Source organism: Vibrio sp. RE88 (assembly GCF_013113835.1).
Lineage (GTDB): Bacteria > Pseudomonadota > Gammaproteobacteria > Enterobacterales > Vibrionaceae > Vibrio.
This window is the reverse complement of sequence record NZ_VTYQ01000011.1, coordinates 58,595-71,383: the sequence shown is the minus strand read 5'-3', so window position 1 is coordinate 71,383 and position 12,789 is coordinate 58,595. Positions and strand designations below refer to the sequence as shown.

11 protein-coding genes are annotated in these 12,789 nt (G+C 47.3%); 10 read left to right on the top strand and 1 reads right to left on the bottom strand.

The genetic code is table 11. From position 1 onward, the window contains the following. Window positions 1-50: 50 nt before the first annotated feature. The 7 genes from rmuC (at window position 51) to tatC (ending at window position 6,224) form a co-directional block, all read left to right on the top strand. Complete coding sequence (gene rmuC / locus F0265_RS21010; RefSeq protein ID WP_171750237.1) at window positions 51-1,601, top strand: DNA recombination protein RmuC; 1,551 nt, start codon at window positions 51-53, stop codon at window positions 1,599-1,601. A 56-nt stretch (window positions 1,602-1,657) separates the two neighbouring features. Next, window positions 1,658-2,440: a bifunctional demethylmenaquinone methyltransferase/2-methoxy-6-polyprenyl-1,4-benzoquinol methylase UbiE gene (ubiE, locus tag F0265_RS21005; protein WP_019277638.1), complete on the top strand. Its 783-nt coding sequence runs from the start codon at window positions 1,658-1,660 to the stop codon at window positions 2,438-2,440. 15 nt (window positions 2,441-2,455) lie between these two features. Next, a complete protein-coding gene (locus F0265_RS21000; protein WP_171750236.1) occupies window positions 2,456-3,061 on the top strand; it encodes an SCP2 domain-containing protein in 606 nt (201 codons plus the stop codon). After that, complete coding sequence (gene ubiB / locus F0265_RS20995) at window positions 3,058-4,692, top strand: ubiquinone biosynthesis regulatory protein kinase UbiB (RefSeq protein ID WP_171750235.1); 1,635 nt, start codon at window positions 3,058-3,060, stop codon at window positions 4,690-4,692. The genes F0265_RS21000 and ubiB overlap by 4 nt, the downstream gene beginning before the upstream one ends. A gap of 49 nt (window positions 4,693-4,741) precedes the next feature. Beyond that, the gene (gene tatA, locus F0265_RS20990) at window positions 4,742-4,978 is read left to right on the top strand and encodes a Sec-independent protein translocase subunit TatA (RefSeq protein ID WP_019277641.1); all 237 of its coding nucleotides are present in this window, start codon (window positions 4,742-4,744) and stop codon (window positions 4,976-4,978) included. 3 nt (window positions 4,979-4,981) lie between these two features. Then, on the top strand, window positions 4,982-5,410 hold the full coding sequence (gene tatB / locus F0265_RS20985; RefSeq protein WP_043006587.1) for a Sec-independent protein translocase protein TatB: 429 nt from the start codon (window positions 4,982-4,984) through the stop codon (window positions 5,408-5,410). A 61-nt stretch (window positions 5,411-5,471) separates the two neighbouring features. Then, window positions 5,472-6,224: a twin-arginine translocase subunit TatC gene (tatC, locus tag F0265_RS20980; protein ID WP_171353578.1), complete on the top strand. Its 753-nt coding sequence runs from the start codon at window positions 5,472-5,474 to the stop codon at window positions 6,222-6,224. A 52-nt stretch (window positions 6,225-6,276) separates the two neighbouring features. Here tatC and F0265_RS20975 read toward each other — a convergent pair whose 3' ends face one another. After that, entirely contained in the window at window positions 6,277-7,038 is a 762-nt protein-coding gene (locus tag F0265_RS20975) for a TatD family hydrolase (RefSeq protein WP_082314539.1), read from the bottom strand. A 148-nt stretch (window positions 7,039-7,186) separates the two neighbouring features. Here F0265_RS20975 and hemB point away from each other — a divergent pair, with 148 nt between their 5' ends. From hemB to polA, 3 genes are all read left to right on the top strand, one after another. Further along, window positions 7,187-8,233, top strand: a complete 1,047-nt coding sequence (hemB, locus tag F0265_RS20970) for a porphobilinogen synthase (protein WP_006957572.1) — start codon at window positions 7,187-7,189, stop codon at window positions 8,231-8,233. 60 nt (window positions 8,234-8,293) lie between these two features. After that, window positions 8,294-8,728 (top strand): GNAT family N-acetyltransferase, encoded by a 435-nt coding sequence (locus F0265_RS20965; protein WP_171750234.1) that lies wholly within the window; start codon window positions 8,294-8,296, stop codon window positions 8,726-8,728. 619 nt (window positions 8,729-9,347) lie between these two features. Further along, window positions 9,348-12,143 (top strand): DNA polymerase I, encoded by a 2,796-nt coding sequence (polA, locus tag F0265_RS20960; protein ID WP_171750233.1) that lies wholly within the window; start codon window positions 9,348-9,350, stop codon window positions 12,141-12,143. Window positions 12,144-12,789 lie beyond the last annotated feature (646 nt).

The window sequence follows — 12,789 nt, the reverse complement described above, 5'->3', positions numbered from 1 at the left end:
TGGTAAAATACCATTGAAACAGTACCTGAAATAAGAGTTAACCCTTTATTATGCAATGGATTCTGGACAACCAAGCCCTACTTATCAGCGCTATTAGCAGTGCGGCGATCAGCGGAGTCGGAGTGGGCTGGTGGATCAGGCAGAAAACACGCTTTGATCAACAGCTTTTAAAACAACAACTTGAATCCAATCAGCAACTGGCCACAACGCAAATCAGCCAGTTACAGAAAGAGCTAGAGCAAGCACAACAGGAACTGGACGAGCTGGATAGCGAGCGAGATAAAGCCGCGTATGAGCTCAAACAGTCGCACGGTAAATTGATGGCGGTTCTAGAAAAATTGCGTTACTTCGAGGCGGTTAAGCAAGAAAGACAGCAATACGCTGAGGAGCTGACTCAAAGCCGCGATCAGAAAGCGCAGCTTGAAGCCCAGCTCAGAGAACAAGAAGCTCGCCATCAAGAAGAGAACAAAGCCAACCACGACAAATTGCAACTGCTGGAACAGGCGGAGTCTCGTCTCAAGCAGCAATTCGAACATCTGGCCAATCAGCTATTTGAGGCCAAGACCGCCAAAGTCGACCAACAAAACCGCCAAAGTCTGGAAGGATTGTTGTCGCCACTGAAAGAACAGTTGGAAGGGTTTAAGAAACAGGTCAATGACAGTTTTACGGTTGAAGCGAAAGAGCGACACACCTTAGTGCATGAGCTGAAGAACCTGCAACGCCTCAATGAACAGATGACACGTGAAGCGGTCAACCTGACTCAGGCGCTTAAAGGCGATAACAAGCAGCAAGGCAACTGGGGAGAGGTCGTCCTTGCGCGTGTGTTGGCAGAGTCCGGATTGCGTGAAGGGCACGAGTACCAGACTCAGGTGAGCCTACAAAATGAAGCGGGTAAGCGCTATCAGCCGGATGTGATTGTCCACTTGCCGCAAGATAAGCAGGTAGTGGTCGACTCTAAAATGACGCTGGTCGCCTATGAGCGTTACTTCAATGCCGAATCAGAGTTAGAACAGGAACAAGCACTAAGTGACCACTTACTATCGGTTAGGAGTCATATTAAAGGGCTGTCACAAAAGGACTATCATCAGCTTAAAGGGATTCAGAGCCTTGATTACGTGCTGATGTTTATCCCCGTTGAGCCGGCGTTTCAGGTTGCGATTCAGGCCGATCCAGATCTGGTTAAGGATGCGATGGAGCAAAACATTATTCTGGTCAGCCCGACGACCTTGCTGGTGGCACTGCGCACGATCGATAACTTGTGGCGCAACGAACGACAGAATCAAAATGCGCAAATCATTGCCGAGCGAGCCAGTAAGCTGTACGACAAGTTGCGCTTGTTTGTCGATGACATGGAAAGCCTAGGTGGTGCGCTGGATAAGGCGAACCAGAATTATCAAGGCGCGATGAACAAGCTAGCCACTGGCCGAGGCAATGTGATTCGTCAGGCGGAAAGCTTTAAGCAGCTTGGTGTTGAGGTGAAAAAGCCAATCTCGTCGAGCCTGACAGAACTGGCTCAATATGATGGGCTCACAGAAAATAACTCGATGAGTGAAAATGATTCTATCGCTGAAAGACATCCGGCTGAGGATAAAGTAAACTAATCGCCCGCAGCGCTCAGGTCGTATTTATTCATAGCGTTGCTTGAAGAGGAATCATCATGACGGATACAAGCGTGCAGTCGAATACAGCTTTAGAATCAAATGAAACCACGCATTTTGGTTTCACCACAGTCGCCAAAGAAGAGAAAGTCGCCAAGGTAGCAGAGGTATTCCACTCTGTAGCGGCCAAATACGACATCATGAACGACTTAATGTCGGGTGGTGTGCATCGTCTTTGGAAACGATTCACGATCGATTGCAGTGGTGTGCGTCCGGGTCAGCGTGTGCTGGACCTCGGTGGTGGTACGGGCGATCTGACGGCGAAGTTCTCTCGCATTGTCGGTGAAAAGGGCCATGTGGTTCTGGCTGACATCAACAACTCAATGCTAAACGTTGGTCGCGACAAACTGCGTGATAACGGTATTGTTGGTAACGTGCATTATGTTCAGGCTAACGCTGAAGAACTGCCTTTCCCTGATGATTACTTCGATGCCATCACCATCAGCTTCTGTCTACGTAACGTGACAGACAAAGACAAAGCCCTGCGCTCGATGTTCCGTGTTTTGAAGCCCGGCGGTCGTCTTCTTGTGCTCGAATTCTCTAAGCCTGTGCTTGAGCCACTGTCAAAAATCTACGATGCGTACTCATTCCACTTGTTGCCGAAAATGGGTGAGCTGGTAGCGAATGATTCTGAGAGCTACCGTTATCTGGCAGAGTCTATTCGTATGCACCCGGATCAGGAAACCCTGAAAGGGATGATGGAAAATGCTGGATTTGAAAAAGCCAGCTACTACAACCTGACCGGCGGCATTGTTGCGCTGCATCGTGGCTACAAATTCTGAGGTTAAAGGATCGCTATGCCATTTGAACCTCTTGTTACTGCTGCGATTGAATCGACACTCAATACACTTATTAACGACGACCCTGAGCTGGGGCGTCGTCTTGCCCGTCTTAAAGGTCAGGTGATTCAAGTTCACCTCAAAGAGCTCAATAAGACACTGACTTTTGTTTTCAGCCAGCAAATTGATGTTTTGGCGAATTACGAAGGTCAACCAGACTGCTACCTATCATTAAACCTATCGGTATTGCCGGAGCTGCGAGAGCAATCCAATATCACCAAGCTGATCAAGCAAGACAAAGTGATATTGGAAGGCGATATTCAACTGGCGCAGAAATTCTCTCAGCTAATGACGGATTGCAAACCGGATATTGAAGAGTGGTTGTCGCGTGTCACGGGGGATGTGGTGGCGCATAGCTTGGTTCAAGGCGTCTCCAATTTGGGCCAGTTTGTCAAAACGAAAGCAGACAAGCACCAGAACCACCTTGCTCAGGTTATTACCGAAGAGTGGAAATTGGCGCCAGCGCCATTGGAAATTGCCCATTTCTGCGATCAGGTCGACGACATCAGAAGTCAGGCAGCTCGCATTGAAGCTAAGTTGAATCAGTTACTGGAGCGCGCATGACTCCCGCTGAACTGAAACGACTCTACCGCATTATCAAAGTTCAGCTCGAATACGGGCTCGACGAACTACTGCCTAATCACCAGTTAACCAAAGCCCCTCTGCTTGCTCGTAAAGCGCTGTTTTGGATTAAAAACCAACACGCTGACAAAGAGTTAGGTGAACGATTACGCCTTGCTCTGCAAGAACTTGGCCCGGTATGGATCAAGTTTGGTCAGATGATGTCGACCCGACGTGATCTCTTCCCTGCGCACATTGCCGATCCGCTGGCGCTGCTTCAAGACCAAGTCTCTCCCTTTGATGGTCAGCTAGCCAAAGAGCAGATTGAGCTGGCGTTGGGCGGCCCTCTGGAAAATTGGTTTACCGATTTTGATATCAAACCGTTGGCCTCCGCATCGATCGCTCAAGTCCATACCGCCAAGCTCAAATCGACTAACCAAGAAGTGGTATTAAAGGTTATCCGGCCAGATATTCGCCCGGTCATTGATGCAGATCTAAAACTGATGTACCGAATGGCGCGTATAGTCGCCAAAGCACTTCCTGAAGCACGTCGTTTGAAACCGGTTGAAGTGGTGCGTGAGTATGAAAAAACGCTCCTTGATGAGTTGGACTTACGACGAGAAGCGGCAAATGCGATTCAGCTGAGAAGAAACTTTGAAGGCAGTGATGAATTGTATGTTCCTGAAGTGATTACGGACTTTAGTAATGAAACTGTAATGGTTTCTGAGCGAATATACGGCATCCAAGTTTCTGACATAGAAGGCTTGAAGGCCAATGGCACCAATATGAAGCTGTTGGCCGAGCGCGGTGTGAGTGTTTTTTTCACTCAGGTGTTCCGCGACAGCTTTTTCCATGCCGACATGCATCCGGGTAACGTTTTTGTTAACCCTGAGCATCCGGACAATCCACAGTGGATTGGTTTGGACTGTGGCATAGTCGGAACGCTGAATAGTGAAGACAAACGCTATTTGGCGGAAAACTTCCTCGCATTTTTTAACCGTGATTACCGCCGTGTGGCTGAGTTACACGTTGAATCAGGTTGGGTTCCACGTGAAACGAACGTTGATGAGTTTGAATTCGCCATTCGTATTGTGTGTGAACCGATTTTTGCTAAGCCGCTGTGTGAAATCTCGTTCGGACATGTGTTGCTGAACCTGTTTAACACCGCGCGCCGTTTCAATATGGAAGTGCAGCCACAGTTGGTGCTGCTGCAAAAAACCTTATTGTACGTGGAAGGTTTGGGGCGTCAGCTTTACCCACAGCTTGATTTATGGGAAACCGCAAAGCCATTCCTTGAAGAGTGGATGATGAATCAAGTAGGACCGCAGGCGGTGATTAATGCGGTCAAAGATCGCGCGCCGTTTTGGGCCGAGAAGCTGCCTGAATTGCCTGAGTTGCTGTATGACAGTTTACGTCAGGGCAAGATGATGAATCAGCGTATGGATCAGCTTTATCAAGGCTACCGTACAACGAAACGTCAGCAGGCGACGGGGAAATTTTTATTTGGTATTGGGGCCACATTAGTCGTATGCTCGGCAATATTGGTCAACAGTACGTATGAGCAGCTATCCATGGTAAGCGCCATCGGTGGTGTCACATTTTGGTTGCTCAGTTGGCGAGCTTATCGTCAATAGACGTTAAGCTATTGAAATGATTTGTTTAATAAGACCCGAGGTATAGAAAATGGGTGGTATTAGTATTTGGCAACTTCTGATTATTGCTGTCATTGTTATTCTTCTGTTCGGTACTAAGAAACTACGTGGTATCGGTGGCGATCTAGGTGGCGCAGTGAAGGGCTTCAAGAAAGCCATGAACGACGAAGACCCGGCGAAAAAAGACGCGGACTTTGAGCCAAAAAATATTGAGCAGCAGAAGACAGACGCTTCTGCTGAAACAAAGAAAGATAAAGAGCAGGCGTAACACGTGTTTGATATCGGTTTCTGGGAACTGGTATTAATATCTGTCGTCGGGCTGGTGGTTCTTGGTCCTGAGCGTTTGCCTCATGCGATTCGTAGCGTGTCACGATTTGTCGGTGCGGCGAAAAACATGGCAAACAGTGTGAAAGATGAACTTTCACATGAACTAAAGGTTCAGGAACTGCAAGAAAACTTGCGCAAAGCTGAGAAAATGGGGATGGAAGATCTATCGCCAGAGCTGAAGTCTTCTGTTGAAGAACTCAAGCAAGCCGCGCAAGATGTGCAGCGCCCATATGCGAGTAAAAGCGATTCAGCGTCTACCAACGTTGAATCTGAAGTGGACAAACCGTCCGCTGCAGAAGCGAAACACTCCGCAGATGCGGTCGAGTCACTGGATGCCCAGCCGGCACCTCAGGCAGATAAAAAAGCCGAATAGTCTCGCATTAGGGGAGCTGCTGTGAGCAGCTCCTTTTCGATCTTTTAGAGTAGAGGTTTTCATGTCTTCTGTTGAGCAGACACAACCTTTGATCAGCCATCTGCTGGAACTGCGTAATCGCCTGCTACGTGCGATTATCGCTGTACTGGTGGTGTTTGTTGGCCTGATCTATTTCGCGAATGACATCTATGAGTTTGTCTCGTCGCCTCTCGTTGAGCGCTTGCCTGAAGGGGCGACAATGATTGCGACCGATGTTGCATCGCCGTTTTTCACCCCGCTAAAGCTGACTTTAATCGCGTCAATTTTTGTGGCTGTGCCGTACATTCTTTATCAGGTGTGGGCGTTTGTTGCTCCCGGTCTGTACAAGCATGAACGACGCCTGATCATGCCATTGATGTTTTCCAGTTCGCTGCTGTTCTATTGTGGCGTGGCTTTCGCGTATTTCGTGGTATTCCCACTGGTATTTGGCTTCTTTACGGCGATATCACTGGGCGGCGTAGAGTTCGCCACGGATATTTCCAGCTACCTCGATTTTGTGCTGGCGTTGTTCTTAGCCTTTGGTATTGCGTTTGAAGTGCCGGTGGCGATCATACTGCTGTGCTGGACGGGGGCGACGGATCCGAAAAGCTTAAGTGAAAAGCGCCCATACATTATCGTTGGCGCGTTTATCGTCGGCATGATGCTGACGCCGCCGGATATGATTTCGCAGACGCTGCTGGCGATCCCAATGTGCTTATTGTTTGAGGTCGGCTTGTTCTTTGCGCGCTTCTATGTGCGCAAGAATGACGATGAAGAAGAACAAGAAGAGGCCTGATATCAGGTTATGACATAAGAGAAAGGCTTGCCAAGTGGCAAGCCTTTTTTCATTACAGTTGGAATAGCTTAGTTGCGTTGGACGTGGTGATGGCATCGACTTGGTCGACACTGATGTCACGTAAATCGGCGACTCGCTGGGCAACTAAGGATGTGTATGCAGGTTCATTGCGTTTGCCACGGTGTGGCACTGGAGCTAAGTAAGGACAATCCGTTTCAAGAATGACATAGTCCATATCCAGCGAGGGAATGACTTTGTCCATCCCGCCATTTTTAAACGTCGATACACCACCTAAACCGAGGTGAAAGCCTAATCCATTGATCGCTTTTGCTTCTTCTACACTGCCACCAAAACAGTGGAATACGCCAGACAACGAGCCATCCTGCTCCTGTTCAAGTAGTTGAAGCGTTTCTTCAATGGAGTCACGGGTGTGGATGACGACAGGTAGCTTCATCTCTTTGGCCCAGTTGAGCTGGGTGACAAACGCCATTTCCTGCTCGGCTTTATAGGTTTTATCCCAGTAGAGATCGATGCCGATTTCGCCCACAGCAATGAAGTTATGTTTCTCAAACCAATGGCGAATTACTTGCAGTGTCTGTTCAACATTGCCATCGACATAACATGGGTGAAGCCCCATCATAGAACGACATACCTGCGGATAGGCCGCCTCGGTTTTTAGCATCGGCTCAATTGACTCCAGATCGATGTTTGGCAGCAGGATTCTGTCTATCCCCTGAGCCAAGGCTCTCTCTACCACTTGGTCGCGGTCATTATCAAATTCGCTGGCATAAATATGGGCGTGAGTATCGATCATGGTTTGTCTCTGTAAAGCTGGATTGGCCAGAGTATACGGCAGTGTGAGCATTTGGTCATTTTTTGCATTTTTATCGCTTGCTGCTAGCGTCATCACTCAAGAGTGATATTATGCAAATCAAGCACTTTCACCACACAAGGAGAACAGAGTGTCAGTTTCCATTCAAGGTCAGTTCCCTGGCCGTCGCATGCGTCGTATACGTAAACATGACTTTAGTCGTCGCCTCATGGCTGAGAACCAACTAACGGCAAGTGATCTGATTTACCCAATGTTTATTCTGATGGGGAAAGACCGCCGCGAAACCGTTGACTCTATGCCTGGGATTGAGCGCCTGTCTATCGACCTGATGTTGGAAGAAGCACAATACTTAGCCAGACTCGGTGTGCCGGCAATTGCATTGTTCCCAGTGGTGAATCAGGACGCAAAAAGCTTGTGTGCGGCTGAAGCATACAACCCAGAAGGTTTGGTTCAGCGTGCGGTACGTTCTTTGAAAGAGCATGTGCCAGAAATTGGGGTGATTACTGATGTGGCACTTGACCCATTCACAACGCATGGCCAAGACGGCATTATCGATGAAGAAGGTTACGTTCTGAATGATGCGACGACAGAAGTTTTGGTCAAACAGGCTTTGTCTCACGCAGAAGCGGGCGCTGATGTTGTAGCACCGTCAGACATGATGGACGGTCGCATTGGCGCGATTCGTGAAGCGCTGGAAGAAGCAGGCCACATCAATACTCAGATCATGGCTTACTCTGCGAAATACGCGTCTTATTACTATGGTCCTTTCCGTGATGCAGTCGGCTCAGCGGGTAACCTTAAGGGTGGTAACAAGAAAAACTACCAGATGGATCCAGCCAACAGTGATGAAGCGGTGCATGAGGTTGCGATGGATGTCAACGAAGGCGCGGACATGGTGATGGTTAAACCGGGTATGCCATATCTTGACGTGGTGCGCCGTGTTAAATCGGAACTGCAAGTCCCGACGTTCGCTTATCAAGTCTCGGGCGAATACGCGATGCACAAGGCGGCATTCCAAAACGGTTGGCTTAAAGAGCGTGAGACTGTGATGGAATCACTGCTTTGCTTTAAGCGCGCAGGCGCAGACGGTATCTTGACTTACTTCGCTAAAGATGTCGCTGAGTGGTTGGCAGAAGAAAATGCTCAGCCTGCTCAGTTTCTAAAAGACGCTGAATAACTCAGTTTACAAAGATTCAAAGGCTGGCTTTTGCCAGCCTTTGTTGTTTAAGGAGAGCCGATGAGCGTTGAATATCGACTTGGAACACTAGAAGAGTGTGTTGAGATTGTCGCGACTATCAAAGAATTCATACACAATGAAAGTGTAGAAAGCTTGTCCGAACGATTAGACGGTAAGCGACACCTCGTTCAGGTGGCTGAAGAAAATGGCCAGCTACTTGGGTTCAAAATTGGATATGAGATCGACGAAAACACATTTTATAGCTGGTTCGGTGGGGTATCACCTCTGGCTAGAAATAAAGGGGTGGCACAGAAGCTACTCGATTATCAGGAGATCTGGGTCAAAAAACACGCTTATTCTCAACTTAAGGTGAAATCCCGTAATCAATTTCCTTCCATGTTAAGACTCTTGCTGAGGAATGGTTATCTAATTGAAAAGTTTGAAGTAAAAGATCCCTTAATCGAATCAAGGATTCATTTCGTGAAGCAGTTGTAGCACTGTCATAAAAATTAAATGAGATTTTTTCTCATTTAGGGGTTGACGGGATAAATGAGAATAATTATTATTTATCTCGTCTTAGGGAATAAGAGAAGTTCACAAGGACGTCGAGTTACCAGATTCAACTTGGAGACGGTGATGACACTGAACTTAATTGAACTTGCACTAGTTCTTTTTGACACGACATTGCTCACATTGCTTCCAGTGTAATTTATAGCTTTATGGCAAAGCTAACGATTCAATTGAATACGCTTTGACCCCTTTTTGCTAGGCGACATCGATACGATGTCGCTTTTTTTATGCCTGAAATCTGTGGTTGGATAAAAGGACACCAGTAGTCTTTTCCACAGTTGAGGATCGTTTTAAGATCGATCTATTCACGATCGATCTAATTCATTTGTTATATTTTTCAGCATCTTAAATTGTTTAATTACAGTTTTGTGACGATGCAAAGCATTAGTGGATAAATAATATAAACAGAGTTATCCACAGTTGAGGCTGTGGTGTGAAAGATTATTCACCAAATGTGTGAGTAGTGCATGCCGAGTTAAAATGGATCCACTGTCAGAGTCATGGCATTCTAGGCAGATCTTTTTTCTTTGGATGCTTAAAGACTATGGCTCGTATTCCTGACAACCCGTTGATTTTGATTGACGGCTCTTCTTATCTTTACCGCGCATTTCATGCTTATCCGGGCACTATGAGCAATGGTGATATCCCGACGAACGCTGTTTATGGTGTAGTAAACATGCTACGCAGTATGATGCGTCAGTTTGCCTCTGAGCGTATCGCAGTGGTCTTTGATGCTAAGGGAAAAACCTTCCGTGACGAGATGTATCCGGAATACAAAGCCAACCGTCCTCCGATGCCAGATGATCTCCGTTGTCAGATTGAACCTCTGCACAAAGTGATTCGCGCAATGGGCTTGCCTCTGATCTGTGTTCCGGGTGTGGAAGCGGATGATGTGATCGGTACGCTGGCGTATCAGGCTTCACAAGCGGGGATGCCAGTGTTGATCAGTACTGGCGATAAAGATATGGCGCAGTTGGTGGATGACAACGTGACTCTGATCAACACCATGACCAATGTGGTGATGGATAGAGAAGGCGTGATTGAAAAATTTGGTATCCCACCAGAGCTGATTATCGATTATCTCGCTTTGATGGGCGATAAAGTTGATAACATCCCAGGTGTACCGGGTGTCGGTGATAAGACCGCAACTGCACTACTGCAGGGTATCGGCAGTTTGGAAAAGCTGTACGACAATCTTGATGACATCGCACCGCTTGGGTTCCGTGGCTCGAAGACCATGGCGAAAAAGCTGGTCGATAATAAAGAAGAAGCGTTTCTTTCTTACGAGCTCGCCACGATTAAGCTGGATGTTGAGCTGGAAGAAACGCCAGACTCACTGCTCAAGGCCGAACCGAACACCGATGAACTGATCAAACTCTATGGCCAGTTGGTGTTCAAATCTTGGCTCAATGAACTACTGGAAGGTGGCACGGGTGTCATCGTGGCAGATGAAAAGTCCGGTGTAGCTTCGGGGTCAGGGGCCTCTGCCACCGCCAGCGAGATTGACACCTCTGCTGTGACTATTGATCGCAGCCAGTACGAAACCATTCTTGACCAACAGGCATTCAATACTTGGTTAGATAAGCTTAAAGCTTCGGATGTCTTCGCGTTTGATACCGAAACCGACAGCCTCGATTACATGGTAGCGAATCTGGTTGGTGTGTCGTTTGCGACAGAAGAAGGCGTCGCTGCATACGTACCTGTAGCGCATGATTACCTTGATGCGCCAGAGCAGCTTGATCGCGACTGGGTACTAGAACAATTGAAGCCGATTCTTGAAGATGATGCTCAAGCGAAAGTGGGGCAGAATCTAAAATACGATGCGTCGGTATTGGCTCGCTACGGCATTGAGATGAAAGGCATTAAGCATGACACTATGCTCGCGTCATACGTTTACAACAGCGTGGGTGGCAAGCATGATATGGACAGCCTGGCACTGCGATTCCTTCAGCACAGCTGCATTTCTTTCGAGCAGATTGCGGGTAAAGGCAAGAAGCAGCTTACGTTCAATCAGATTGAACTGGAACAAGCTTCACCATACGCCGCAGAAGATGCTGATGTGACCCTTCGTTTACACAATCGCTTGCTCGCCAATATCGAGCAGGATGAAAAGCTGAAGACCATCTATGAAGAGGTCGAAGTGCCGCTTGTCCCTGTGCTATCACGTATTGAACACACAGGCGTGTTGATTGATGACATGAAGCTGGCCGCTCAGTCGCAGGAAATTGCGCTGCGCCTTGATGAGTTGGAGCAGCAAGCGTTTGAAATCGCGGAGCAAGAGTTCAACATGAATTCACCAAAGCAGTTACAAGCGATTCTGTTTGAGAAAATGGGTCTGCCGGTTGTGAAGAAAACACCATCGGGAACGCCTTCAACTAATGAAGAGGTTCTGCAGGAATTGGCACTGGATTACCCGTTGCCAAAATTGATCCTCGAATATCGTGGCTTAGCGAAGCTCAAATCAACTTATACTGATAAACTGCCGAAAATGATTAACCCTGAGACTGGCCGTGTCCATACGTCTTATCATCAGGCTGTCACCGCGACCGGCCGTCTATCTTCGACCGATCCTAACCTGCAGAATATCCCAATCCGTAATGATGAAGGTCGACGTATTCGCCAGGCGTTTATCGCCCCACATGGCTACAAGATCATGGCGGTCGATTACTCCCAGATTGAATTGCGTATTATGGCGCACCTTTCAGGAGACAAAGCGCTGCTAGATGCCTTCCAGCAAGGAAAAGACATTCACGCAGCCACAGCAGCTGAAATCATTGGCGTGGACATCGAGCAGGTGTCGGCTGAACAACGTCGTCGTGCGAAAGCGGTCAACTTTGGCCTTATTTATGGCATGAGTGCTTTTGGTCTGGCAAAACAGCTGGGTATTCCACGTGGCGAAGCACAGCAATACATGGAAACCTACTTTGAGCGCTACCCAGGTGTGATGCAATACATGGAAGACACACGTAGTGCCGCAGCTGAACAAGGTTATGTCGAAACCATCTTTGGCCGTCGTTTGCATCTGCCGGAAATAAAATCACGCAACGGCATGCGTCGTAAAGCGGCAGAACGTGCTGCGATCAACGCTCCAATGCAGGGGACAGCAGCGGACATCATCAAGAAAGCCATGTTATTGGTGGATGAATGGATTGAGAGCCAAGGTCAGGGGCGAGTGAAATTGCTGATGCAGGTGCACGATGAACTGGTCTTCGAAGTTCAGGAGTCAGCTTTAGCCGAAATTGAAAGTAAAGTACAAGAATTGATGGAATCCGCCGCTCAGCTGGATGTACCTTTGATTGCGGAAGCGGGTCATGGTGACAACTGGGATCAGGCGCACTAGACAAAAAACAACCAAAATTGGTTGAATAACATGAGCCAGCGCTCAATCGCTGGCTTTTTTTTGCTTCTAAAAAAGCAACTGCTCAAAAGAGATTGTTGTAGTTTAATAAAATTTTAATGAAAAAAAATTACAAAAAGAGTTTTCATTTCTGACCAATTGTTGTACATTAAACGGCGTAGGGTACAGAGGTAAGATGTTCTATCTTTCAGACCTTTTGTTTCACGTTATTGGATTAGGCTGATTCAGCCGCCCCAGTCAGTATTTGACTGGGGCGTTTTTTATTGTGCTAAAGAAAATTTCAATACATTTCAAATCTTTACTGCCATTCTCTTAGGCTATATAGCTTTAGCCGCTTCTCATTACCACATCACTTGTTCTTAATATTCACCATTCACAGCATTTGGTAACTCAGACCAATTTTGTAAGAAAACTTCAGTCACACTTTTATTTTTTCAAACAGAAAACCAAACCCGAACTCGCGCGCCTTGTTGGGTGTCAATGATGCAATTTTTCATATTTTTTAGAGTGTTATCGGTGGCAGGTGTTGTTGGAGAGCGAAGTGGAAGAGGAAAAATCAAGCATTGCATTGTCTGCGGCTTTGAACAATCCTATTCGCATAATAATAACTACCTCCTATTTCTCTCCC